Source organism: Sorangiineae bacterium MSr11954 (assembly GCA_037157815.1).
GTDB lineage: Bacteria > Myxococcota_A > Polyangia > Polyangiales > Polyangiaceae > Pendulispora > Pendulispora albinea.
Genome location: CP089984.1, coordinates 2,959,213 through 2,983,785 on the forward strand (window position 1 = coordinate 2,959,213; position 24,573 = coordinate 2,983,785).

Below are 24,573 nucleotides of genomic sequence, written 5' to 3' on the forward strand. Positions count from 1 at the left end.
CGTAAGCCGTTCGCTCGAAATCGTTCGCAGCCCTGGTTTCGCAGCCCTAGCAGCCCATCGATGCTCTGCGCGTTCCTCGCTGGAGGCGTACTCGGAATGGCCTCGCAAGCCATTCGCTCGAAATCGTTCGCAGCCCCTGGTTCGCAACCCTGGCAGCTTATCGATGCTCTGCGCGTTCCTTCCGGCTTGGTAGCGCAGGGATCCCCCTCGGCCCCCCTCGCGATCGGCCCATGCCGCCCGCTGGCAGCGATCGCCCTCGTACGCATCGAGCAGACCGCCGCGCCGGCGAGGGGCCGCGCACCCCACGGCGCCCGCTCGGCTAGGATGGAGGCGCCGAGGCCGCGGGCCGCGCGCTCATTTCAATCGGCACGATCTCGACCTTGACGACGCGCGTTTTGTCGGCCTCGCGAACAATCAACTTGAGCCCATCGACCGTGAGGGTGGCCCCCACCTCCGGCACCCGCCCCGCGCGGTGCACAATCAACCCGCCCAGGGACTCGAACTCCCCATCGGCCGGGATATTGCGACCCAGGCGCGCCGAGAGATCGGCCAGCGGCACGGCTGCATCGGCGACCAAACGCCCCTCGCCGAGCTCCTGGATTTGCGTCTCGGTGTCGTATTCGTCGTGAATTTCGCCCACGATTTCTTCGATGATGTCCTCGAGGGTCACCAGCCCCGAGGTGCCGCCGAACTCGTCGCTCACGATGGCCATGTGCAGCCGCCGCGCGCGCATCTCGCGCAGCATGCTCAAGATCGACTGCGTCTCGATCACGAAGAGCACCGGGGAGCGCGCGATGTCCGAGAGCTTGGTGGTGTGCACCTTCTTCTCTTTCACCACCGCGAACAGATCCTTCGCGTAGAGGAGGCCGACCACGTTGTCGAGCGTCTCGCGGTAGACCGGGTAGCGCGAGTGCCCGTCGGCCGCGACCAGCGCCACCACCCGCTCGAGCGACGTCGACACCTCGATGGCCGAGATGCGCCTGCGCGGGACCATCACCTCGCGCGCCGTGAGATCTTTGAACTCCAGCACGTTGCGGATCATCTCCGCCGGCTCGTTGGCGATGGCGCCGGTGCGCTCGCCCTCCATCACCACCCACTGCACCTCGGTCTCCGCTCGGCGCGCGTCGATTTCGCTCTTCTTCTTCTCGAAGCGGTTGCCGATGAATCGCCCGAAGGCCGCCAGCGGATCGGCCAGCGGGACCAGAACGAGCTCGAGCGGGCGCAGAAAGCGCAGGGCAAGCGTCCCAAGGACCTCCGGCCGCCGTCGCGCTGCGTTGAGGAGGCCCGCGGAGAGGGTGCCGTAGGTCGACACCGCGCACAGTACCGCCGCAACGGTTTCCAGAGCGGGTGAAGCCCCGATGGATGTGGCGACGAAGACCGACTCCGCGACCCGGCTGTAGAGCACCGCCGCCACGCTGATGGCGATGATGCGCCCGACCAGCCAGCGCGAGAGCACCACGTGCCGGTTTTGCACATAGCGGCGGAAGGCGTCGCCCACGACCCCGGGCTGCTCGCTCAGCGACTGCAGATGCGCCGCGGGAATGGCAGCCAGGGCTCCATCGGCGGTCGCGAACAGCGAACCGACCGCCGACGAGATGATCCCCGCGATGATCCAGGTAACGGACTGTCCTGGATTAATCATTCCAAGGCTATCCTACACGAAATCCATCGATCGCGGCCCATGCTCGCGGGCTCGGGTCCCAGCTGAGTCGGTGGTCGCCGACCGAAAGGTCCTTCCTCAGCCCGCTTCAAGCACACGAAGCACATTCCGTCGCAAAATTTTGCCGATGACCCGCTCGTGCACCCCGGCGGCGAGCAGCGCTTCGGTAAGGAGTGGAAGACCGGTGGGATCCTTCAAGGGCGAGGTGGGAACGATGAACCCATCCCAGTCGCTTCCCAGCGCCGGCACGTCCTCGCCCACCACATCGAGGATGTGGAGCATGTGTTTGACCACCGGCTCCAAGCCGTTCCCGCCCAGGTAGCGCGGATAGAAGATCACCCCCACGCACCCGCCTTTGTCGGCCACCGCGCGCAGCTGAGCATCGTCGATGTTGCGCCAGTGATCGAACACGCCGAGGACACCGGTGTGGCTCACGATGGGCGGCCGGGTGGCCATCGCGCACGCATCGAGAAAGCCGCGTCGATTGATGTGGGCGAGATCGACCAGCACCGATGCGTCCTCGCAGCGGGCCACCAGATCGCGTCCCCACGCGGTGAGCCCGCGCTCATCGTCGCGCCCTCGCCCATAGGCCGGAAAGCCCGCCTCGTTGGCGCTGAAGTGGAGCAGCCCCATGTAGCGCACCCCCCGCCGCGCAAAGTGGGCGACTCGGTCGAGATCGCCTTCGAGCGCATGGGCGCCCTCGATGCCGAGCAGGGCCGCGACTTGGCCCTCGTCCTCGCACGCGCGAATCTCGTCCGCCCGTTTCACCAAACGAAGGGCCCGCGGTCGCCGTTCGATGGCCTCCACCAGCGCGTCGATCTGCTCGTCCACCGCCCGCGCGAGCCCGGCGCCGCGCTCGCGCAGCGGCAGGGAAACCAGGCTAAAAAACTGCGCGGCCATGCCTCCTTCCCGCATGCGCGGGATGTCCACGTGACCCCCCAAGGCAGCCCACGGCAACGGCGGCGTGTGGCGCGCGTGCAGATCGTAGCCAAGCCAGCGCGTCCACATGAGCGTGTCGGCGTGAAGGTCCACCGCCGGGTAGGCTGCATGAACCGCTTTCGCTTCATCAGAGACCATCATGGGTAGGTCGCGCATGTTACTCTGCCATACGTCATGTCCGTTATAGCGAACGATCTCCTGGAGCTGGTTGGCAGCACGCCGCTCGTGCGTCTGCGTCGGATGTCCGGTGGCGAGCCTGGGGAGCGTGGCGCGCGCGATGCGCGAGGCGAGCGCGCCGAGCCCGCTGCGACCATCTGGGCAAAGATGGAGCAGATCAACCCCGGCGGATCGTTGAAGGATCGCATTTGCTTGGCCATGGTGGAAGAGGCCGAGCGCGAGGGAAAGCTTCGCGCGGGGGGCGTGGTGGTGGAGCCGACCAGCGGCAACACCGGCATCGGGCTGGCGCTCGTGTGCGCCGTGAAGGGGTACCGCTGCATCTTGACCATGCCGGAGAGTATGAGCCTGGAGCGAAGGCAGCTCCTCGAGGCCTTCGGGGTCACCATCGTGCTCACGCCGGAGGAGCAGCAAATGGAGGGGGCCATCGCCCGGGCGCGCGCCATCGCCGCGGATACCCCGGGCTCATTTTTGCCCCAACAGTTCGACAACCCCGAGAACCCCGAGGTGCACGCGCGCACCACGGCGCGGGAGATCGTGGAGGCCATGGAGGACCTGCGCATCGACGCGTTCGTGGCCGGGGTGGGGACGGGAGGCACCTTGACCGGCGTGGGGCGGGTGCTTCGGGGCGAGCTTGGCGCGCGCGCGTCGGGGGGGCCGCTCATCGTGGCCGTCGAGCCCGAGTCTTGCGCCACCTTGTCGCGCGGGGAGCGCGGGCCCAGCAAGATTCAAGGCCTGGCGCCCGGGTTCGTCCCACGCAATTACGATGCGAAGGTCGTCGACGAGGTGCGCACGGTGAGCGACGCCGACGCATGGCGCACCAAGACCGAGCTGGCGCAGCGCGAAGGCCTGCTGGTGGGAATCAGCTCGGGGGCGACGGTGGCGGTGGCCCTGGATGTCGCGCGCGAGCTCGGACCCCATAAGAATGTGGTCACCATGCTTTTCGATACCGGCGAGCGCTACTTCAGCCTGGGCGAGTACTTCGCATGAGCCTCCGGAACGCGCGCGTCCTCGTGGTGGGAATGGGCGGCCTCGGCGCCCCGCTTTGCTTGGCCCTGGGCCGGGCGGGGGTCGGCACCTTGGGCCTCGTCGACGACGACGCGGTGGAGCGCTCGAACCTGCACCGTCAGATCCTCTTTCGGGACGGCGACGTGGGCACCTCCAAGATCGCCGCGGGCCAAAGGGCGCTCTCGGAGCTCTTCCCCGATCTTCGCTTCGAGGCGCACGAGACGCGGCTCCTGCCGGACAACGCGGTCGAGCTGGTTTCGCGCTACGATCTGGTGGTCGAGGGGAGCGACAACTTTGCGACCAAGTTCCTCACCGCCGACGCGTGCGCGATCGCGGCGCGGCCCGTCGTGCACGGAGCGGCGGTGCGCTGGGTGGGAACCGCGCTGGCCGTGCCCCCGTCGGGCGGGCCTTGCTACCGCTGCCTCTTCGAAGACCTCCCGCGCGATCACGTCCCCAACTGCGCCGAGGCGGGCGTGATGGGGCCCGTGGTCGGCTTGGCGGGCGCGCTTCAAGCCGATCTCGCCCTGCGCTGGCTCGAGGGGGCGCGCGAGGTGGCGGGCGAGCTGGTGACGGTGGACGGGCGCGCGGAGCCCTCGCGCATGGTGCGGCGACGCCGCATTCCCCGGCGCAGCGACTGTTCTTTGTGCGGAGTGCTCGGCGACAGCAAGAGCAACATCACGGCGATCGACCGCGGCCGCTACATCATGGCGGACGCCTGCTTGGAAGGATGAAAGGCCAATGAGTCAAGAGACGAAATTCGAAACGAACGTGCGCATCCCCGCCAGCCTTCGGACCCTCACCGGGGGCAAAGAAGAAGTGACGGCCGCCGGCTCCACCATCGGGGCGCTGATCGACGATCTCGATCATCGGCACCCCGGGGTCAAAGCCCGCCTGCTCGACGAGAAGGGCGTGCGCCGCTTCATCAACATCTATGTCGGCGAGGAGGACGTGCGCTTCCTCGAAGGGCTCTCGACACAGCTCAAAGCAGGCGATTTGGTCAGCATCGTTCCGGCCATCGCGGGCGGCTGAACGTGGCCTCGCTTCGGTACACGAGGCAAACGCGTCTGGCAGATGTAGGGCCTTCGGGGCAAGCGCGCCTCGAAGGCCTTCGCGTGCGCGTCACGGGGAGCTCTCTCGACGCGCGGGTGGAGGCGCTTTACCTCGCCGGCGCGGGCGTGGGCACCATCGTCGAGGACGAGACGATGGCCGAGGTGGTGCGCGGGATCAACCCGGGGGTGGGGGTGACCATCGCGGGCCCGCGCGCGCAAACCGATGCGGGCGCGGCGAACGGGGCTACGGCGGGGTCGACCTCCGCGGTTTCGGAGGGCGACGCGGTGGAGAAGCTTGGCGCGCTCCATGGAGGGGCGGCGGAGGTGGCGCAAGGGGCGATGCGGGCGTTGTTGGCAATGCGAAGGGGGCTTTTCGACGGGGAGACGGGGCGTTGAGACGGAGTCGGCGAATCGAGTCGGTGGTGGATGCGGTGGGAAATACACCGCTCTTGCGTCTGCGGAACGTAACGGCGAATGCGCCAGGGGTGGAGGTGTATGCGAAGTTGGAGTTCGCCAATCCGGGCGGGAGCGTCAAAGATCGGCCTGCGCTTCGGATGATCACCGACGCGCTCGCGGATGGGCGGCTCACGAAGGACAAGATCCTCATCGATTCGACCAGCGGAAATACGGGGGTGGCGTACTCCCTGTACGGCGCGGCGCTGGGGGTGAAGGTCCACTTGGTCATGCCCTCGAACGTGTCGCAGGCGCGCAAGGACATCACGCAAGCGTTTGGGACGGAGATCATCTATTCCGATCCGCTCGAGGGCTCGGATGGCGCCATTCGCATGGTGCGCGAGGTGGTGGAGCGCGATCGCGAACGGTATTTCTATCCCGATCAATATGCCAATCCCTCCAATCCGCGCGCCCACTACGAGGGCACGGGCCGCGAGATCCTGGAGGCGGTGGGCGATCGCATCACCCACTTCGTGGCTGGTCTGGGCACCACCGGAACGATGATGGGCACCACACGGCGGCTGAAGGAGCACGTGCGTCCCATTCGGTGCGTCGCGGTGGAGCCCGAGGACGCGCTGCACGGCCTGGAGGGCTTGAAGCACTTGGCGAGCAGCATCGTGCCCCCCATCTACGACGCGGGCGTTCCCGATGAGACGCGGCCGTGCAGCACCGAAGATGGCTGGGACATGTCGGATCGGCTCGCGCGCGAAGAGGGGCTGCACGTGGGGCACTCCTCGGGGGCCAACATCTTCATCGCGGTGAAAATCGCGGAGGAGCTCGCGCAGCGCGGGGAGAAGGGTTGTGTCGTGGCCATCGTGGCCGACCGGGGTGACCGGTATTTCGCGCCCCTCAAGTGGGAGCGGCGCTACATTTGGTGATGGGAGCTGGCAGGGATGAATGACAAAAATCCGTGGGTAGGCGGTAACCTCGTCCTCGACAAAGCCATCCTCGAGGATGTCTATGCCCATGCGCGCGAAGGCTACGCGCGCGACGAAGAGAGCTGCGGGCTGCTCTTCGGCCCTGCGAGCGATGCGCTCTTCGTCGGGAGCACCCAGCGCTTCGTCAACCGCGCCAACAAGCTCCACGAGCTCGATCCGGAGCGCTACCCGCGAACGGGGCGAATGTATTTCGATATCGATCCGCTGAAGTTCGATCGCGCGGTGCGGGAGGGCGCGGCCTCGGGCGCGCCCGCCAAGGTGCTCTACCACTCGCACCTGGACGTGGGCGCGTACTTCTCGGAGACCGACGCCACATCGGCCACCATGGGCGGCGATAGCCCGACGTACGAGCTCGCGTACCTCGTCGTCAGCGTCCGCGCCGGCGAGGTGGACGACGCCAAACTCTTCATCTGGAGCGCAGCCTCGCGCACCTTCGTTCCTTCGAGCTTCACGGTCAAAGGCTGAGCGCCGTGCGGGGCGGGCTGGCCGCGCTATGTTTCGTCGCGAGCATGCTCGCGTGGCCGGCGGCTGCCTCCGCCGATCTGCGGGAGGTCGCGTCGCGCGCCCGGAGCGAGTGGCGCAACGCCGGCGCGACCTTGGTCGATTCGGTGCCGCGTTTTCTCTTCGAGGGCGACACCGTCACCATCCGCATCCCGCCCACGCCGGGCTCCGCGCGCTGCACCACCATCGGCTTCATCGGGGCGCGCGGGGTGAGCTTTCACGCGGCCATCGCCCCCGGTAAAAACCAGGGAGGTGGCGACGCGGGCGACGACGTGATCGGCAAATCGTCGAGCATGGCCGGCTTGCTCGAGCTGGTGCGGTGCTCGGGCGCGCCGGTGGAGCGCGTGATCCTCACCGGCGACGCAGGGCGCGGGGCGGTGGAGGTGGTGGTCGCCCGTTCGAAGGCGCCGCTGCCCTCCTTGCGCACCGTCTTTCCCGAGCGCACCGGCGGTGTCTTGCCGCCGACGCAGGAGCCGGGCACCTTCCCGCCGTTGCCCCCGGTGGGGCGCCGGGTGGAGGTGGCGGAGGCGCGCGCCCGCGCCGATGGCGGCGCCGTTCAAAAGCGCTCCGGCTGGGAGTCGGCCGACGATGGAAGCGGCGTGGGCGAGCTGGAGCTCGGCGCCGGCTGTCACCGCATCGAGCTGTTCGCCGCCGAGCCCCCGCGCCCGGCCGCGCCGCCCGCGCAAGGCGGGTGGGAGCGCGGCCCGCGCCGCCGCTACCGCTACGATCTCGACGCCGAGCTGCGCGACGGCGACGACGATCGGCTCCTGGCGCGCGACCGCACCGACACGGCCGACGCCCGCCTCGATGCGTGCGTGGGCGGCCCCACCTTGGGCAACGTGGTCTTCGTGGGCGCCGGCCCGCGCGCGCTCATCGTGGCCATGCACGCCTGGTGGCCGATCCCCGAGGGCCTCCCGCGGATCTGGGGGCCGGAGGCGCGGTCCAAAATGGCCTCGGCGCTGCTCGCGCGCCGGCTCTCGCCGCCCAAGGGACGCGAGCCGGTGCTGGTGGTGCAAGGCGCCTCGGGCATCACCCCGGTGCCGGTCGAGCTCGAGGCGGGGGCCTGTTACGTGGCCGTGGCCGCCGTCGCCCATGGAAACGCGCGCGGCATCGGGCTTCGCGCGCTCATCGGCGGCATCGAGTCGGCCGACGAGCGAGGGCACAACGACAACTCCGGAGTGGTTGCATTCTGCACACATGATCGCACCCGCGGGCGGCTCGAGGTGGAGGCGCGCGGGGCGCGCATGACGTGGGGGCTCGCCTTGTACCGGGTGGAGAGTGGCGCATGGGAGTTGCCGCGATGAAGGGGGAGCGCTTTCGGGCGACGGGGTGGTCCGCTTGGTCGTGCGTGTGGCTCCTTTTGGTGGTGGCGTTGGCGATGCTTTCGGCCTGTGCGTCGGCGACGTCGGGGACGTCGCCGCGGAAGGTGCAGCCGGCGCCTGCGGGGGCGCCGCGGATCGTGCTCGGGGAGCTCGACGCCAAGATCATTCTCGGCGATCTTCCGGCGCGGGCGCTCAAGCTCGGCGCGGGGCCGCTGGCGATGTTGAGCGCGGGCGAGCAGGTGGAGGGGGAGCGGATCGGTGGGTTCTTCGAGGCGCCCGAGAACGCCTGTTTGCTGGCGTATGCGCGCGGCTCGACCACCATCGACGATCTCGACGTCGTGGCGTTCGCCGAGGAGGGCAACCCCATCGCGGCCGACCAGGCGCCCGACGCGCACCCGACCATTCTCGTCTGTCCGCCGCACCCGGGGCGCATGTACATCGCGGCGCACGTGGCGAACGGGGAGGGGCTGGTCGGCATTGGGGCGCATATCGTTCCGGTGGCGCGGGCCGCGGAGATCGGGCGCGCCTTCGGAGCGCGCGGGAGCCACGGCGATGGAACGCGCGCCGCGGAGGCGTGGCCGGGGCTCGACGATCGGCTGCGCACCCATCGGCAAGCGGTGGGGGGAACGTGGGAGGATTTCCGGCGTGTGGCGGTGCGCGTCGATTCGCGCTCGCAGGCCAATGTCGCGTTCCCGGTGGAGGCGAACCAATGCATCCACGTCGTGGTGGTGCCCGACGAAGACGTGGCGCTCCTCGAGGTCGAAGCCCTGGACGACGCCGGCCGCGTGGTGGCGCGCGCCCACGAGGGCCTCAAGGAGCCGAACTTCGTCCTCTGCTCGCCCGTGGCCTTCGAGGGCGTGCTCACCGTGCGCCCGCACGTCGGCAATGGGCTGGCCGCCGTCGTGCTCGCCCGCACCAAAGGCGAGGGCGCCCGCGAATTTTCCGGGCGCGCCTCGGTGGTCTGGACCGCCTCGCCCCTCTCGCTCGACCTTGCCCGCACCGCGCGCAACGCCGAGCTCACCCGAGCCGGCTATGCCGCGCCGACCTCGACCCGCAATGGCCAGCTCGTCCTCGGCCGCCGGTTGACCGTGCCGCTCGATCTGCCGCCTCAAACCGGCGGCCCGAGCGCGTGCGCCCGGGTCGACGTCGTGGGCGGCGCGCCGCTCGCGCTGGTCGAGGCGAACATCTGGGCGGCGCCGTCCGCCTCGGCGCCGTCCGCATCGAGCAGCGACTCGGGCGGCGCGCTGCTGGCGAGCGGGGAGGGCACCGGCTCCACCACGCTCTTCGTGTGCGGACGCACCAAAGCGCAGATCGAGCTGGAGACGCGCGGCCGGCCGGGCCCGTTCTCCGTGCTCGTTCGCCCCGAGCGCTGGCAAAATGCGCTCTTCGCGGCGCACCCGCTGGCGGCCACCCGCATGCTCGCGCGCGCGGCCGTCGGCGAGAGCCTGGTGCACGAGGGCGTGGTGGCCGGCGTCAAACACGTCACGCTCGACCCCGCCCGCCGCGTCACCTACGCCATGACGGCGGGACCGGGGCAGTGCGTGCGCATCGCCGTGGGCATCGACGGCGAAGGCTCCGGCGTCGAGCTCCGCCTTTTCGATGCCGCCACCTCCGAAGAGTTGGACCGCGCCGCCGGCGAAAAGGGCGTCTCCGCCCGCGCCTGCGCGCCCCCTTCGTCACCCCGCTCCCTGCGCATCGAAATGCGCGGCACGGCCGGCAAACCCGAAGCCATCGTCGGCGAGCGCATTCGCTGAAACGCACGCCGCGCTTGACGGAGCGGCGATTGCCGCCATAATGCTCACCGTCGTGCCGCGTCATCCCCACCACGTCCACCATCACCACCACCACCATTGGGTCCGTGGTGCGCTTCGTGTGGACTGGTTGGCGCATCCCGGTACGTAGTCGCAAGCTCTCGAGCGCGACCTTCGACAGACCAGTCCCTCCCGCTCACCGCGCGGGGGACACGCGATGCCATTTCGCCCAAAGGTCTCTGGAGGTTTTCGCATGCTCAAGATTGCTCTTCCGAACAAAGGACGCCTCGTCGAAGACGTCCGAAGCGCCCTGCTCGATGCGGGGTTGAAGGTCCGCGCCGCCAACGAACGCGCGCTGGTCGCGTCGATGGGGGACGAGTTTTCGGCCTTGTTCGTTCGCGCCGAGGACATCCCCGAGTTCGTGGCCGACGGCGCCGCCGACGCGGGCATCACCGGCTGGGACTGCGTCGGCGAGTCCGGCCGGGAGCTCGACGCCCTGGTCGATCTCGGCATCGGCCGCTGCCGCCTGGTGGTGGCACTCCACCCGCGCCCGGGCGGGCCGACCACCGTCGACGAGATCCCCGATGGCGCCCGGGTGGCTACCTCCTTTCCGCGCTTGGCCGAGCAGTTCTTTCGCGCCCGGCAGCGCAAGGTGCAGCTGGTCCCCGTCAACGGCGCGGCGGAGGTGGCTCCCCACCTCGGCATCGCCGACGCCATCGTCGATCTCGTATCGACGGGCAGCACCTTGCGGGTCAACGGCCTGTTCGAGGCGGCGACCGTCCTCGAATCCTCCGCGCGCCTCATCGCCCGCCCCCGCCGCGAGCTCACGGAGGAGACGGCGGCGGCCCTCGACGATCTCGCCCTCGCCCTCTCGAGCGTGGTGCGCGCCCGCGAGCAGCGCTACTTGATGGCGAACGTCCCGCGCGATCGGCTCGACAGCGTGCGCGACGTGCTGCCGGGGATCTCGGGCCCCACCATCATCGAGGTGCGCGGCCAGAGCTCGGATTTCCTGGCGGTGCACGCGGTGGTCCCGGAGAACCAGGTGTACCGCATCGTGTCGCGTTTGAAGGGGCTCGGCTGCCAGGGCATCCTGGTGACCCGCATCGAAAGGCTGGTGCCATGAGCGCCGCGCTCTCCGTGCGATTCACCGGCCCGCTCGAACGCCTCTCGAGCCGCGCCCGCCGCGACATCATCGACCGCGCGCGCGCCGACGAAGACGTGCGCGTCACGGCGGTGGTGAGCGGCATCCTCACCCGGGTGAAGCGCGAAGGCGACGCCGCCCTCATCGCCCTCGCCCGCGAGCTCGACGGCGCCGCCCTCGCGAAGCTCGAGGTGCCCCGCGCCGCGATCGAAGCCGCCAAAACGAACCTCGATCCCGACGTGCGCCGCGCCCTCGAGCGCACCAACGAAAACCTCGCCACCGTGCACGCGGCCATGATGCCCAAGCTGGTCGAGGTGGAGAGCGAGCCCGGGATCGTGGTGGGACGCCGTCCCGATCCCCTGGCCGCCGTGGGCATCTACGCGCCCGGCGGCCGCGCCGCCTACCCGAGCAGCGTGCTCATGGGCGTCGTCCCCGCGCGCGTCGCGGGCGTCCCCGAGATTGCCGTCTGCTCGCCGCCGGGCAAAAACGGTCTTCCGTCCGACGTGGTGCTGGCGGCGGCCGCGATCGCGGGCGCCAGCCGCGTCTTCGCCATCGGCGGCGCGCAAGCCATCGCCGCCCTCGCCTTTGGGACCGAAACGGTGCCGCGCGTCGATCGCATCGTGGGCCCGGGCAACGCGTACGTGGCCGAGGCCAAGCGGCAGATCGCCGGCTCGGTGGGCATCGACGCGCCGGCTGGACCGAGCGAAATCCTGGTGATCGCCGACGAGACGGCGGATCCCGAGCACATCGCGCGCGAGCTCGCGGCGCAGGCCGAGCACGATCCGGAGGCGAGCTGCGTGGCGCTGGTCCTCGGGGACGCGCTGGCGGCGCGGGTGGTGGAGGCGCTGGGCCGCGTGGTGGTCGATCGCGGCGAGGTGGTGGCTGCGTCCTTGGGATCGCGCGGCGCGGTGCTCTCCATCCAATCCTTGGACGATGCGTGGCCGTTCGCCGCCGATTACGCGGCGGAGCACTTGATGCTCCTCGTGCGTGAGCCGCGCGCCGCCCTTGCGCGCGTGCGGCACGCGGGGACGGTGTTCCTCGGCGATGGCTCCTCGGTCGCCTTTGGCGACTACATGACGGGCGCCAACCACGTGCTGCCGACGGCGGGGGCCGGTCGCAGCTTCTCCGGGCTTTCTACGCTCGATTTCGTGCGTTTTACCACGTATCAAACGGTCACCCGGGAGGCGGCGGCGCGCATGGCGCGCGACGTCTCCGTGCTGGCCGAGGCCGAAGGTTTGAAAAATCATGCCGCCGCTGCCGCGGCGTTTGGAGCATCGCGATGACCCGTCCGTCCGTCGATACCCTGGTGCGCACGAGCATCGCCAAGATGACCCTCTACGCCTCGAACCGCGAGCCGTGCGCCATCGACCTCTCCGACAACACCAACCCGCGCGGCGCGCCCCCCAGCGCGCGCGCCGTGGTGCCGCAGACCAACGTCGATCTCTTCGCCCGCTACCCCTCGCACTACGCGGCCGATCTCAAAGGCGCCATCGCCGCGCACCTCGGCGTGGGGCCCGACGAAATCGTCACCGGCTGCGGCAGCGACGACGTGCTCGACTCGGCCATCCGCGCCTTTGCCAACCCCGGCGGCGCGCTCGCCTACCCGGATCCCACCTTCGCCATGGTGCCGTACTTCGCCCGGGTCAACGATCTCGAGCCGCGCCCGGTGCCGCTCCTGGGCCCCGAGCGCGGCTACGACGTGGACGCGGAGGGCCTCCTCGCGCAGCGCGCCTCCATCACCTACGTGTGCTCGCCGAACAACCCCACCGGCACCCGCACCTCGGCCGCCGCCATGGAGCGGCTCTTGGCGGAGGCCGAGGGCGTGGTCCTGCTCGACGAAGCGTACATCGAGTACGCGGGCGACTCGCTGGTGCGCCGGGCCAAGAGCCAGGGCCGCCTGCTGGTGGTGCGCACCTTCTCCAAGGCGTTCGGCCTCGCCGGGGCGCGCGTGGGCTACGCGGTGGGCGCGCCCGAGCTGGTGGCGGCGGTCGAAAAATCGCGCGGCCCGTACAAAGTCACCGCGCTGGCCGAGCAGGTGACCGTCGCCGCCTTGAAGAACGACGCGGCGTGGGTCGAGACGGGCGTGCGCGACGTGCTCTCCGCCCGCGAGCGGTTCGTCGCGTTCCTCGCGCAGCGCGGGATCGCGTCGCTTCCATCGTCCGCCAACTTCGTCCTCGTCCCGGTCCGCGACGCCGCGGGCCAAGCCAAGGCGCTGCGCCAGCGTGGCGTGGCGGTGCGGCCGTTCCCCGGGCTCACCGGCATCGGCGATGCGGTGCGCATCTCCATCGCCCCGTGGGAGCTCCTGGAGCCCGCGCTCCCGGCGTTCGAAGAGGTGCTGTCGTGCGCGTGACCTTGCTGGATTTGGGCATCGGGAACCTTCACTCGCTCGGCAAGGCGCTCATCCGGGTGATCGCCGGCGCGTCGGTCACCGTGGAGACGGACATCGCGCGCGCCATCGACACCGAGCTCCTCGTCCTCCCTGGCGTGGGCGCGTTCCCCGCGGCCGCCGCCCGCCTCGCGGCGCAAAAAGGCACCTTGCGCGACGCGGTGGCCGCCGGGCTCCCGTGCCTCGGCATCTGCGTCGGGATGCAGGTCATGTTCGACGCCAGCGACGAGGGCCCGGGCGAGGGCCTCTCGTTCTTCTCCGGCCGGGTCACCCGGCTCACGACGCCGCGCTCTCCGCACATGGGGTGGAGCCCGATCGCCCCGGCCGCGAAGGCGCCCGCGTGGGTCGCGCACGGCGCGCGCGGCGTCTACTATGCGCACTCGTTCGCGTGCCGGCCGGACGATCCCAACGTGGTGCTCGCGACCACGGAGCTCGACGGCGACGCGTTTGCCGCCATCGTCAAGAAGGACCGGGTGGCGGGCCTTCAGTTCCACCCCGAGAAGAGCTCGGCGGATGGAATGGCGCTCCTCGGCTCGTTGGCGCGGGAGCTCGTCGCGCCGGGGAGCTCGCCGTCATGATCGCGCTCCCGGCCATCGATCTTCGCGAAGGAAAATGCGTGCAGCTCGTCGGCGGCGACTACGCCAACGAGCGCGTTCGAATCGACGATCCCCTGGCGCAGGCGCGCGCGTTTCACGCCATGGGCTTCACCTGGCTCCACGTGATCGATCTGGACGCGGCCACCGGCCGCGGCGAAAACCTGGCGCTCACCGAGCGGCTGGTGCGCGAGTCGGGCTTGCGCGTGCAAGTGGGCGGCGGCGTGCGCACGGTGGAGCGCGCCGCGCAGCTGTTCGACGCCGGCGCCGAGCGGGTCATCGTCGGCACGCGCGCCATCGAGGACCCCGCGTTTCGCGAGGACGTCGTCCGCGCCTTTCCCGGACGCATCGTCGTCGCGGCCGATGTGCGCGATCGCGAGGTGGTCACGCGCGGCTGGGCGGCGCGCACCGGCCTATCCATCGCGAGCTTCGCCCTGGAGCTGGGCGCGCTCCCCATCGGCGGGATCCTCGTCACCGCCGTGCACCGGGAGGGCGCCCTCGCCGGCGCCGACACCGCGCTCTGCCAAGAGCTCACCCAGGTGACCGCCGCGCCCATCTTCGCCTCGGGCGGCGTCACCACCCTGGACGATCTGGCGCGCCTTCGCGACGCGGGCGGCGCCGGCGCGGTCATTGGAATGGCGCTTTACACGGGGGCATTGGACGGGCGCGCGGTCGCCCGGGAGTACGGCCGATGAAACGCATCGTTCGCGAGACGAAGGAAACGCAAATCGAGATCCGCATCGGGGTCGCCAAGGCCAACGAGGCAAACAAGGGAGCCCCGGGCGCCGGCGGATCGGGGCTGGGCGGAAGGGTTCAGGTGTCGACGACCCTGCCGTTCTACGACCATATGATCTCCACCTTCGCGCGCTACGCGGGCTTCGATCTGGTGCTGAACGCCAAAGGCGATCTGCGCCACCACATCATGGAGGACGTGGCCCTCGCCCTGGGCCACGCGGTGCGCAGCATCACCCCCAAGAGCGCCGCGCGCTACGGCGAACGGACCATCCCGATGGACGACGCGCTGGTGCAAGCCGTGATCGACGTGGGCGGCCGCGCCTTCTTCGTCGGCAAGCTGCCCAGCCGCCTCTACACGCACGTGCTGCGCTCGTTCGCCGATGCCGTAGGGGCGACCTTGCACGTGCGCGTGTTGCGCGGCGAAGATCGGCACCACATCATCGAGGCGGGCTTCAAGGCCACCGGCTTGGCGCTTCGCCAGGCGCTCCGCGAGACCGACGCGGGGATCTTCAGCACCAAGGGCCAAGTCCGGCTCGTCGAAGAAGAGATCGAAGAAGCCGAAGAGGCGTTTTGTGGCGGCGGCGGCGGCGGCTCGCGCGCGGCCACGGATTTTTCACGCGGAGGTGACTCGTGAGTGCAAAGCTGAGACGCGTGGTCGTCTGCCTGGACGTCGATCATGGCCGTGTGAAGAAGGGCGTGCAGTTCGAGAGCTTGCGCGACGTGGGCGATCCCGTCGAGCTCGCGGCCCGCTACGAGGCGGAGGGCGCGGACGAGATCGTGCTCCTCGACGTGTCGGCCAGCGTGGAAGGGCGCGCCACCCTGCTCGACGTGGTCCGCCGCACCGCCGAGCGGCTCTTCATCCCGCTCACCGTGGGCGGAGGCGTCCGCACGGTGGACGACTTCGAACGCGCCCTGCGGGCCGGCGCCGACAAGGTCGGCATCAACTCCGCCGCCGTGGCCGATCCCGAGCTCATGTCCCGCGCCGCCGAACGATTCGGCGCGCAGTGTGTCGTTCTGAGCATCGACGCCAAGAAGCAGGACCCGAGCGCGTTCCCCTCGGGGTATGGCGTGGTGACCCACGGCGGCCGCAGGCGCACGGAGCTCGACGCCATCGCCTGGGCAAAGCGCGGCGTGGCGCTCGGCGCGGGCGAAATCTTGCTGACGTCGATCGACCGCGACGGCGTGCGCGGCGGCTACGATCTCGAGCTTACGCGCGCCGTCGTCTCGGCGGTGACCGTCCCCGTCGTCGCCTCCGGCGGGGCAGGAAATGCCTCGCACGTGGTGGACGCGCTGGGCTCCGCGGGGGCCGACGCCGCGCTCGTCGCCGGCATTTTGCACGATGGAGAGACCACGGTGCGAGCCATCAAAGACGCGGTGACCCGCGCCGGGATCGCGGTGCGCGCATGACCACCGAATCGACCCCCCACTTCGCGCTGGACCCGGCCCAGCTCGACTTCGACAAGGGCAACGGGCTGCTCGTCATGGTCGCCCAAGACGCGGCCGACGGCGCGGTGCTCATGGTCGCCTTCGCCGATCGCGAGGCGGTGACGCGCACCTTGGAGACCGGCGAGCTGCACTTCTTCTCGCGCCGGCGCGGCCTCTGGAAGAAGGGCGAGACCAGCGGGAACACCCTGCGCGTGGTCGACCTTCGCGCCGACTGCGATGGCGACGCCATCGTCGCGCGCGTCGTGCCCGCCGGCCCCGCGTGCCATACCGGCGCCACCACCTGCTTCGGCGAGCCCCAAGGCGATGCGCTCCGCGCGCTCGAGCGCGTGATCCAGCAGCGCGCGGCGGAGGCCGCGCGCCCGCCCGATCCCGACGCCACGCAAGGTCGCCCTTCGTACACCCGGAGGCTGCTCGCCGATCGCAACCTGCGCTTGAAGAAGCTGGGCGAGGAGAGCACCGAGCTCGTGGTGGCGCTCGCCGACGGCGACAAGGCGCGCGCGGCCGAGGAGGCGGCGGACGTCGTGTACCATGTCATGGTGGCCCTGCGCGCGAGCGGCGTGGAGTGGGCCGACGTGCTCGAGGTCTTGCGCAAGCGGGCGAGGTAGCCGGACGGGCGATAGAGAACGGCTATCACACTGAGCCAGACAAGGTCTTGGATCTATCACGCCGCCAGGGGCAAGGTGCTCTTCACGAGGCGCACCCGAAGCGCCCAGGAGGCTTTGATGGCGGACGAGACGAATGAAAAGAAGCTCACCACGGCGGCGGGCATCCCGGTCGCAGACAATCAGAACTCGCTGACGGCCGGGCCCCGCGGCCCTGTGTTGCTGCAGGACCTTCACCTGGTGGAGAAGCTCGCGCACTTCAACCGCGAGCGCATCCCCGAGCGCGTCGTCCACGCCAAGGGCGCCGGCGCGTACGGCACGTTCACCGTCACCCGCGACATCACGGCGTATTCGTCGGCCAAGCTCTTCAGCGCCATCGGCAAGAAGACGCCGCTCCTCCTCCGCTTCTCCACCGTGGCGGGCGAGAAAGGCTCGGCCGACACCGTGCGCGACGTGCGCGGGTTCGCCCTGAAGTTCTACACGGAGGAGGGCAACTGGGATTTGGTCGGCAACAACACGCCGGTGTTCTTCATCCGCGATCCGCTCAAGTTTCCGGACTTCATTCACTCGCAAAAGCGCGATCCCAAGACCAACGCGCGCTCGGCCACCATGCAGTGGGACTTTTGGTCGCGCTCCCCCGAGAGCCTGCACCAAGTGACGATTCTCTTCTCCGACCGCGGCACGCCCAAGAGCTACCGGCATATGCACGGCTTCGGCAGCCACACGTACAGCTTCCTCAACGCCCAGGGCGAGCGCTTTTGGGTGAAGTTCCACTTCAAGACCCTGCAAGGCATCCAGAATTTCACGCCGGAGGAGGCCGCAAAGGTGGCCAGCGAAAATCCGGATCACACCACGGTGGACCTGTTCGACGCCATCGCGCAAAAGAACTTTCCCAAGTGGCGCGTGTGCGTGCAGATCATGCCGGAGCGCGAGGCCGATCGTTACGCCATCGACCCCTTCGATCTGACCAAGGTGTGGCCGTACAAAGATTACCCGCTCATCGAAGTCGGAGAGATCGAGCTGAATCAAAACGCCCGCAACTACTTCGCGGAGATCGAGCAAGCGGCCTTTTCGCCCGCCAATGTCGTCCCCGGTATTTCGTATTCACCCGATAAGATGCTCCAAGGCCGCCTGTTCGCCTATGCCGACGCGCACCGGTACCGGCTCGGGGTCAATCACGGCGATCTCCCCTCGAACCGCCCGCGCTGCCCCGTCCACTCCGCGCACCGCGATGGCGCCATGCGCTTCGATGACAACGGCGGCGACGCGCCCAACTACGAGCCGGGCAGCTACGGCGCCCCCACGGAAAATCCCGCCTACCGCGAGCCGCCGCAAGCGCTGCCTGCCACTTACATCGATCGCTACGATCACCGCCAGGGCAATGACGATTACACGCAGGCGGGCAACCTGTATCGGCTCCTCTCGGCCGACGAGAAGACGCGCCTGGTGCAGAACATCGTGGGCGCTTTGAAGACCGTGCCGCGCGCCATCCAGGAGCGGCAGATCGCGCACTTCGCCAAAGCCGATCCCGAGTACGGCGCGCGCATCGCCGAGGCGTTGGAGCTCGGTTCGGCGCGCTAGCCGCGGTCGTCGCGGGCGTGGGCGATGGTCCCCAGCACGCCGTCGGCGCTGGCGATGTCGACCGAGCCGACGCAGACCGAGGGGCCCTTGCTGGGTACGAACACCACGCGGCAGCGACCTTGGGCGCCGGGAACGATGCTCGAAAAGAGCAAATCGAGCCCGACGCCCGCGGCCACCACGATCAGGCCCACCAGGAGCAGGGAAGGGGAGGCGGCGCGCACCCCATCGATCAAGGTCGATACGCCGATGTACGTGCCCACCGCGAGCGACAAGAGCCCCGCGTAGAACCCCAGGCGCGGATAGCGCACGTCGCGCACCGCGCGAACGAGCCCCTCGCGGCCGATGACCGTGGACCTCTCGCGCAAGGTGCGCCCCAGCATCTCCACCCGCGAATCGACCCGCACGCTCTCCGCCGTGAGAACGATGTCCGCCGGGCAGCGGTACGCCAGGGCCAAACGCGCAAGGGCGCGAACGCCGTGGTACACGAAGAGCAGCCCGGAGAGCGCCAGCGCCGTGGTGACCACCCAGCCCCGCGGCGCGGGGACCAGCTCGCCGTGCAGCTGCGCGGTGGTCTTCGCCGCCTCGCCGGGGCCGGCGAGCCCGGGGCCCGCGCTCGCAGCGGCGCCGGACAGCACGCGCAACAACGCAAGGTCGTGAAGCTCGGAGCGGAGCGAGGTGACGAGCTTTTGCGCGTCCTCGGACGGCGACGCCGCGAGCGCGATGCAGCCGACGAGCGCTTCGCCGCGGCCGAGCTCGGGCAGCTGGTGCGCGTCGATGCGGCGCACGCGATCGGCCACCGCGCTCCAGACGGTGACCGCCTCTTCGCCGAGGGCGCGGTCCACCAGGGCGGTCGCGTCGAACGGCGTGTGGGTCGCGAGCCAGAGAACGTCGGCGGCCAGGCGGTTGTCGACCTCCCGATCGCGCGGTCCCTCCTGCAAGAGATCCTCGACCACCGCGTGCGCATAGAGGCCGCACGCCACGGCGCGCTCATCGTCGTCGGCCGGACCGCGCTCGAGCACGGCCACCGCATCGATGCTGGCGGCGTCGGCGCCGAGCGACACCTTGAGCTCGGGGTTCTCGGCATGCGCCTTGGCGTCTTCGGGGTTGAAGGTCGTGCGCCGGGTCGAGACCATGCGGCGGGTCACGCCTTGGGTCAGCGCCACCAGCTCCGCCAGATGGCCATGTTGGCCAAGCGCATCGAAGGCACGGATGAGTGCTTCTTCTCCACCACCGCTCGGCGGCGTCATCGGGGGCCTCGCATCCGCCTCGTGTACCCTACTGTGCACGGCAATTGAAGTGCACAACGCCAGCTTCCGTGTCGCGATTCCCGGTCTCCGCGCGCCCGAAGGCCAACGGCGCCCGCTTCGCCCTCCGCAGAGACGCGACGCCGCGGCCGTCTCGGCGTCCACGAAGACGCTACGCTGCCGCGTTTCGTCCTCGACGCTACGCCGCGGCCGTTACGACGTCCACGAAGCTACGCTGCGGGCGTTTCGGCGTCCACGAAGACGCGACGCTGCGGCCGTTCGCCGTCCACGACGCGACGCTGCGGCCGTTTCCGCGTCGGCGAAGAGGCTACGCCGCGGCCGTTTCGCCGTCCGAGTCGTCGCCGTCGCTGAAGGCCTCGGGTGGCAAGCTCGGGGACGAGTCGGAGCGGTAGATGGGGCGAATGGCGGGGCCGGCGGCGCGCTCACGCTCGGTGGCGACCATCTCGACCAGCTCGCCCCGCGTGGCCAGGCCCGTCTCGAGCATCGCCCGCATGTACCCGTCTACGTATCCGTGCGCGCGCGCAAGGCGGACGTGCGTCTCGCCGGCGGCCTTGGCGGTGAAGATATCGCGTAGCATCGTGCGAAGCTCGCCCAGGATCTCGGTCTTGTTGCGCATGCGTATGGGCTTACCCACCCCATCGCCTACGGGCCAAGTTTCGGGTGCGATTCCTGATTACGGTTGCACCCGCTCCCCGACCGTTCGCCTTCTCGTGCGATCGGGGAGCGGACGTGACGCGCTTCGACGGCTCGTTACGGATTGCACTCCGCGACGCCGCTGCCGTCGTGGATGGTCGCGGCGCTGGCGGCGAAGGTGGCGGAGAGCCAGAAGCTATCGCGGCAGCCGCCCGGACCCGGCGGGGTTCCATCGGCGCCCGAGCAGTAGTCGCCGCGCTGCGATTCTTCCAGCTTCAACGAGCCGTCCGGATTGCGCGGACAGCGGGGGAAGCCGTCCTTGATCTCGCCCTTCGGCGAGTCGGCGAGCACCACGCAGAGGCTCGAGCCCAAGTCTTTGACATTCACGTTGTCGGCTTCTTCCAGGGTGATGAAGCCGCCGAGCGATGCGCTGGTCTTCCACTTGGTGCAGGTCTTGGGGGCCTCGAGGCAGTCGCTGTCGAGCGCCTTGAGGTCGAACTTCCCCACGCAGTTGTTGTCGTCGGAGAGCACGACCTTGTTCATGACCATGTTGGTCAGCGGAAGGACGATGGCGTTGTTCTTGTCCCCGCCGACGAAGATGGGCACATTGAGCTTCGCGAACTTGTCGCTCGTGAACTCGTTGCCCGTAAAGGTGGCGTTGACCTTTTGCGGCGAGACCGCGATGCCGCTGGGCGTGGTGTGGTTGTAGAAGCAGAAGCCCTTGCCGAAGGGATCGTCCGAGGGCGGCGCGCCGCCGGTCTCCACCGTGCCGGTGTTGGAGCCCGCCTGGTGGGTGACGCGCAAGAGCCAGTTGAACGAGCCGGTGCCCACCTCGCCGCAACGCGACTCCTTCAGATCCATCTGCCCGGTGACGACCACCGCCTCGATCTGCTCCTTCGCGAGGGTCTTGGGGCTGATGATGTGGAGCCTTCGAATGCGGAGGTCGAGCGTCTCCTTGCCCTTGTTGTCGTCGAGCGGCATACAGGTCGTGGGCGAGCCGCAGAGCGCCTCGTTCTCGCTGATCTTCTTGCAGCTGTCCTGCGTGCACTCGTTGGCGGAGTCGTCGCAGTTTCCATTCGGAAATTCACCCGGCGGCGCGCTGCACTTCTGGCCGGGCGGGGGTTCGGGCCTTCCCGGATTTTTCTCCGGCGGATCGTAGCAGGCCGGCATGAGCGCCGACAGCGCGAGGCCAAAGACGCCTGCTCCGATCACGATATTCTTCCACCCCGAAACCATCGCGACTTTTCCTAAGGTCATCGACTCTCCTCCTCCACGGGAAGCGTCAAGTTGGCGCCGTAATCCACGAGGCGAACGAAGGACTGAATGCGCGCGTCGAGCTCCGCCCGCGTGACCTCTCCGATGCGCGTCGTGCCAACACCTTCCACGCAGAACGAAGCGAGCGCCGATCCGAAGAACATCGCGCGCCGCAAGGTGAGCGGCGACGTGTCGGCGTGACGGGCGACATAGCCCAAAAGGCCGCCGGCGAACGTATCGCCCGCGCCCGTGGGGTCGCGCACTTCTTCCAGGGGAAAGCCCGGGCAAAAGAACGTTCCCGCGTCGTCGAAAAGCAGCGCGCCGAACTCGCCGCGCTTGATGATCAGGTGCGACGGGCCGCGCTTTCGGATGTCTTGCGCCGCCCGCGAGATGTTCTGAATGCCCGAGAGCTGCCGCGCCTCTTCGTCGTTGATGATGAGCAGATCGGTGCGCTTCAAGAGCTTGGCCAAGGTCTCCGGCTCGCTCGAGATCCAGTAGTTCATCGTGTCGACGGCGATGAACTCGGGCTTCTCCATTTGATCGAGCACGTCGATCTGGAGCTGCGGGTGGATGTTTCCGAGGAGCAGATAAGGCGTCGCGCGGTGCGACGCGGGGATCTTCGGTTGGAAGTTGGCGAAGACGTTCAGCTGCGTGTCGAGCGTCTCGCGCGTATTCAAGTCGGCCGAGTAGCGGCCGCGCCAGAAGAAGCTCTTGCCCGGCACGCGCTCGACGCCCACCGTGTCGATGCTGCGCCCGCGCAAGGAGGCGAGATAGTCTTCCGGAAAGTCCTCGCCGACGACGCCGACGATGCGCACGCCGCGCGTCAGGAGCGAGCCGGCAATCGACGCGAAGCTGGTGGAGCCGCCAACGACGTATTCGAACGTACCGTAGGGCATCTCCAGGGAGTCGAACGCCAGCGATCCGACGATCAGCAAGGATTGGGAAGAAATCACGTTTGTCTCGCTCCGGTTTCTTTAGTCGTCCAGCAAATGATCCGACGTCGATAAGCCTTCGTCAGGCCGAGCCTAACTCCTCAAAAGCAATTCGGCTATGTGAGCTTTGCGTATTCGGCGGGCCCGCTCGGCGAGGATGATCCCGCGCAGGGTGGCGAAGGCCGATTCGAGGTCGTCGTTGACGAGCACGTAGTCGAACAGGGCGTAGTGCTCGATCTCACGCATCGCGGCGCGAAATCGGCGCTGGACGACCTCCTCGGTCTCACTGGCCCGGCCCCGCAGGCGCCTCTCGAGCTCCGCCATCGAGGGGGGGAGGATGAAAACACCCGCCACCTCCGGCAGCTTGGCCCGGATTTGACGCGCGCCTTGGTAGTCGATGTCGAAGATCATCCCGCTCTTGCCCTCGGCCTTGGCGCGTTCGATCTCGGCGAGGCAGGTGCCATAAAGGTTGCCATGGACCTCCGCCCACTCCACGAAGCCATGGGCGCCGGCCAGCCGCTCGAACTCGGCGCGATCGACGAAGTGGTAGTCCCGGCCGTCGATCTCGTTCGCGCGCGGCTTGCGGGTGGTATGCGAGACGCTGAAATGCAGGTCCGGAAAGGTCTCGAGCAGCTTGCGGGTGAGCGTGGTCTTCCCCGCGCCGCTGGGCGACGACAAAATGAGGAGCAGAAAATCGAGCGGCGCGCTCAGCTCTCCCAGGTTGCCCGCCTGCTTCAGGGTTTTGAACTCGGCCTTCTGCGTTGACATAGCGGCGCTCTCGTCACTCCACATTCTGGACTTGCTCGCGCATTCGCTCGAGCTCGGCTTTCATTTCCACGATGGCATGCGCAATCTGGGCATCGGGGCTCTTCGCGCCCGCCGTATTGGCTTCCCGCACCATTTCCTGCAAGAGGAAATCGAGCCGGCGTCCGCACGATTTTTCGCCCTCGAGGAGCGCGATGAACTGGCTGCAGTGGCTGATCAGCCGCGTGAGCTCCTCGGAAATATCGACCCGCTCGGCGAAGAGCACCACCTCGGTCTCCAGCCGGCCGGCGTCGATCTGCAAGTCCATGTTCGAACGGAGGCGCTCGGTGCGCTCGCGCAGGCGGCGGCGGTGCTCCTCCAAAAGCTCGGGCGCGCGGGCGGTTACGGTGGTGGTCAGATCGCGCACGGCGGCCAGGCGGCGGCCGAGGTCCTCGGCCAGGGTGGTGCCCTCGCGCTCGCGCATCTCGTCGAGGGAGGCGACCGCGAGCTCGAACGCGCGCCGCGTCGCGTCCTTGGTCGTCTCCATTTCGCGCTCCACGGAGGAGACGAAGAGATCCGGTATGGCGCCGAGCAGCGAGAGGGGGACTTCGGAGCCGGGCGCGATCTCGTCGCGCAGCTCGCACAGGGCGCGGTAGGCGCTCTTGGCCCGCTCGCGGTCGAGCGTGGTCAGCCCGAGCCCGATTCCATCGACCCGGACCGTGACCTCGAAGCGCCCGCGGGTCAGCCGCTCGCGCGCCAGCTGCTCGACATAGCCGGCGAGATCGCCGAGCTCGCGGGCGATGCGCACCCGCACGTCGAGGAATCGGTGATTCAAAGCGCGAATTTCGACGCCGAGCCGACCGGCTCCAAGGGGATAATCCCCGGCTCCAAAGCCGGTCATACTCCGCATGGGAACGCCTCGTTCATCAGTCTCGTGGGCCCTCGTTGGCGGCAATCCTTCAGGACACGCCCTTTTTTCGCTTCACCTGCTCGAGGACGCGCGTGTATTCGACTTCCCAGGTTCGGGAGCCTTCGCTGACGTGCTTCAGTTGTGCGCGGACCTCGGCGTCGATTTCATTATCGAGCGCCATGTGCTTCTTGAAGACGGTCGCCATTTTGCGTCGTAGCTCTACATCTTCGACGTAAATTTCCTCTACGTGTGCAGAATGGTGAAAGATTTGGACCACCTGGTCCAGTAGGTAATCGAGCATCTCATCGCCGACTTTGATACCTTTGCTATCGGCGATTTGTGTGCGGACACGGCCAAACTCGTTCATGGAACGTCCAGTGCGCTCGAGAAGCTCTTTGGTGCGATCGTTTACGTCCCGCTCGGCCGCGAGATAGCTCCGAAGCACGGCCTCCACGTCCGCTTGGACCTCTTTTTGCGACTCCGTCTCAATGTCTCCCGCCGCAACGAGCACGCGTACGACTTCGGCCGCTATGGGCGCTACCCGCCCTGCAAATAG

General features: G+C 68.8%; 26 protein-coding genes. 17 read left to right on the forward strand and 9 right to left on the reverse strand.

Annotated features, from left to right (window positions below; all coding sequences use genetic code 11):
- Window positions 1-319: 319 nt before the first annotated feature.
- Both LZC94_11510 and LZC94_11515 read right to left on the reverse strand, forming a co-directional pair.
- Window positions 320-1,642, reverse strand: coding sequence for a hemolysin family protein (locus LZC94_11510; GenBank protein WXB17878.1), 1,323 nt, complete (start codon window positions 1,640-1,642; stop codon window positions 320-322).
- Window positions 1,643-1,738: 96 nt separating this feature from the next.
- Window positions 1,739-2,740, reverse strand: coding sequence for a dipeptidase (locus tag LZC94_11515; protein ID WXB17879.1), 1,002 nt, complete (start codon window positions 2,738-2,740; stop codon window positions 1,739-1,741).
- Between the two features lie 33 nt (window positions 2,741-2,773).
- Here LZC94_11515 and cysK point away from each other — a divergent pair, with 33 nt between their 5' ends.
- The 17 genes from cysK to LZC94_11600 all read left to right on the forward strand — a co-directional run bounded on the left by cysK (window position 2,774) and on the right by LZC94_11600 (window position 18,279).
- A complete protein-coding gene (gene cysK / locus LZC94_11520) occupies window positions 2,774-3,763 on the forward strand; it encodes a cysteine synthase A (GenBank protein ID WXB17880.1) in 990 nt (329 codons plus the stop codon).
- The gene (locus LZC94_11525) at window positions 3,760-4,512 is read left to right on the forward strand and encodes a HesA/MoeB/ThiF family protein (GenBank protein WXB17881.1); all 753 of its coding nucleotides are present in this window, start codon (window positions 3,760-3,762) and stop codon (window positions 4,510-4,512) included. The genes cysK and LZC94_11525 overlap by 4 nt, the downstream gene beginning before the upstream one ends.
- Before the next feature lie 7 nt (window positions 4,513-4,519).
- Window positions 4,520-4,810 (forward strand): MoaD family protein, encoded by a 291-nt coding sequence (locus LZC94_11530; GenBank protein ID WXB17882.1) that lies wholly within the window; start codon window positions 4,520-4,522, stop codon window positions 4,808-4,810.
- 2 nt (window positions 4,811-4,812) lie between these two features.
- Window positions 4,813-5,226 (forward strand): hypothetical protein, encoded by a 414-nt coding sequence (locus tag LZC94_11535; protein WXB17883.1) that lies wholly within the window; start codon window positions 4,813-4,815, stop codon window positions 5,224-5,226.
- Window positions 5,223-6,161, forward strand: coding sequence for a cysteine synthase family protein (locus LZC94_11540; GenBank protein ID WXB17884.1), 939 nt, complete (start codon window positions 5,223-5,225; stop codon window positions 6,159-6,161). The genes LZC94_11535 and LZC94_11540 overlap by 4 nt, the downstream gene beginning before the upstream one ends.
- A 15-nt stretch (window positions 6,162-6,176) precedes the next feature.
- The gene (locus LZC94_11545; protein ID WXB17885.1) at window positions 6,177-6,686 is read left to right on the forward strand and encodes a Mov34/MPN/PAD-1 family protein; all 510 of its coding nucleotides are present in this window, start codon (window positions 6,177-6,179) and stop codon (window positions 6,684-6,686) included.
- 44 nt (window positions 6,687-6,730) lie between these two features.
- Window positions 6,731-8,026 (forward strand): hypothetical protein, encoded by a 1,296-nt coding sequence (locus LZC94_11550; protein ID WXB17886.1) that lies wholly within the window; start codon window positions 6,731-6,733, stop codon window positions 8,024-8,026.
- Complete coding sequence (locus LZC94_11555; GenBank protein ID WXB17887.1) at window positions 8,008-9,798, forward strand: hypothetical protein; 1,791 nt, start codon at window positions 8,008-8,010, stop codon at window positions 9,796-9,798. The genes LZC94_11550 and LZC94_11555 overlap by 19 nt, the downstream gene beginning before the upstream one ends.
- A gap of 250 nt (window positions 9,799-10,048) precedes the next feature.
- Window positions 10,049-10,918 carry an ATP phosphoribosyltransferase gene (gene hisG / locus LZC94_11560; protein WXB17888.1) on the forward strand — a complete coding sequence of 290 codons (870 nt, stop codon included), beginning with the start codon at window positions 10,049-10,051 and terminating at the stop codon, window positions 10,916-10,918.
- On the forward strand, window positions 10,915-12,219 hold the full coding sequence (gene hisD / locus LZC94_11565) for a histidinol dehydrogenase (protein ID WXB17889.1): 1,305 nt from the start codon (window positions 10,915-10,917) through the stop codon (window positions 12,217-12,219). Before hisG ends, hisD begins: the two co-directional genes overlap by 4 nt.
- Entirely contained in the window at window positions 12,216-13,286 is a 1,071-nt protein-coding gene (locus LZC94_11570; protein WXB17890.1) for a histidinol-phosphate aminotransferase family protein, read from the forward strand. The genes hisD and LZC94_11570 overlap by 4 nt, the downstream gene beginning before the upstream one ends.
- Complete coding sequence (gene hisH, locus LZC94_11575; protein WXB17891.1) at window positions 13,277-13,900, forward strand: imidazole glycerol phosphate synthase subunit HisH; 624 nt, start codon at window positions 13,277-13,279, stop codon at window positions 13,898-13,900. The genes LZC94_11570 and hisH overlap by 10 nt, the downstream gene beginning before the upstream one ends.
- Window positions 13,897-14,610: a 1-(5-phosphoribosyl)-5-[(5-phosphoribosylamino)methylideneamino] imidazole-4-carboxamide isomerase gene (locus LZC94_11580; GenBank protein ID WXB17892.1), complete on the forward strand. Its 714-nt coding sequence runs from the start codon at window positions 13,897-13,899 to the stop codon at window positions 14,608-14,610. The genes hisH and LZC94_11580 overlap by 4 nt, the downstream gene beginning before the upstream one ends.
- Window positions 14,607-15,284 (forward strand): imidazoleglycerol-phosphate dehydratase, encoded by a 678-nt coding sequence (locus tag LZC94_11585; GenBank protein ID WXB17893.1) that lies wholly within the window; start codon window positions 14,607-14,609, stop codon window positions 15,282-15,284. The genes LZC94_11580 and LZC94_11585 overlap by 4 nt, the downstream gene beginning before the upstream one ends.
- Window positions 15,281-16,057: an imidazole glycerol phosphate synthase subunit HisF gene (gene hisF, locus LZC94_11590; protein ID WXB17894.1), complete on the forward strand. Its 777-nt coding sequence runs from the start codon at window positions 15,281-15,283 to the stop codon at window positions 16,055-16,057. The genes LZC94_11585 and hisF overlap by 4 nt, the downstream gene beginning before the upstream one ends.
- Window positions 16,054-16,701, forward strand: coding sequence for a bifunctional phosphoribosyl-AMP cyclohydrolase/phosphoribosyl-ATP diphosphatase HisIE (gene hisIE, locus LZC94_11595; protein ID WXB17895.1), 648 nt, complete (start codon window positions 16,054-16,056; stop codon window positions 16,699-16,701). The genes hisF and hisIE overlap by 4 nt, the downstream gene beginning before the upstream one ends.
- A gap of 117 nt (window positions 16,702-16,818) precedes the next feature.
- Entirely contained in the window at window positions 16,819-18,279 is a 1,461-nt protein-coding gene (locus LZC94_11600; protein WXB17896.1) for a catalase, read from the forward strand.
- Here the strand turns inward: LZC94_11600 and LZC94_11605 are convergent.
- The 7 genes from LZC94_11605 to LZC94_11635 all read right to left on the reverse strand — a co-directional run bounded on the left by LZC94_11605 (window position 18,276) and on the right by LZC94_11635 (window position 24,528).
- Entirely contained in the window at window positions 18,276-19,526 is a 1,251-nt protein-coding gene (locus LZC94_11605; protein ID WXB17897.1) for a hypothetical protein, read from the reverse strand. The genes LZC94_11600 and LZC94_11605 overlap by 4 nt on opposite strands.
- Window positions 19,527-19,851: 325 nt before the next feature.
- Entirely contained in the window at window positions 19,852-20,160 is a 309-nt protein-coding gene (locus LZC94_11610) for a hypothetical protein (protein ID WXB17898.1), read from the reverse strand.
- A 134-nt stretch (window positions 20,161-20,294) separates the two neighbouring features.
- Window positions 20,295-21,434 carry a hypothetical protein gene (locus LZC94_11615; GenBank protein ID WXB17899.1) on the reverse strand — a complete coding sequence of 380 codons (1,140 nt, stop codon included), beginning with the start codon at window positions 21,432-21,434 and terminating at the stop codon, window positions 20,295-20,297.
- Entirely contained in the window at window positions 21,431-22,384 is a 954-nt protein-coding gene (locus LZC94_11620) for a PfkB family carbohydrate kinase (protein WXB17900.1), read from the reverse strand. Before LZC94_11620 ends, LZC94_11615 begins: the two co-directional genes overlap by 4 nt.
- 72 nt (window positions 22,385-22,456) lie before the next feature.
- Window positions 22,457-23,131, reverse strand: a complete 675-nt coding sequence (gmk, locus tag LZC94_11625; GenBank protein WXB17901.1) for a guanylate kinase — start codon at window positions 23,129-23,131, stop codon at window positions 22,457-22,459.
- Window positions 23,132-23,144: 13 nt separating this feature from the next.
- A complete protein-coding gene (locus LZC94_11630; GenBank protein WXB17902.1) occupies window positions 23,145-24,017 on the reverse strand; it encodes a YicC family protein in 873 nt (290 codons plus the stop codon).
- Window positions 24,018-24,066: 49 nt separating this feature from the next.
- The gene (locus LZC94_11635; protein WXB17903.1) at window positions 24,067-24,528 is read right to left on the reverse strand and encodes a DUF507 family protein; all 462 of its coding nucleotides are present in this window, start codon (window positions 24,526-24,528) and stop codon (window positions 24,067-24,069) included.
- Window positions 24,529-24,573: the final 45 nt, after the last annotated feature.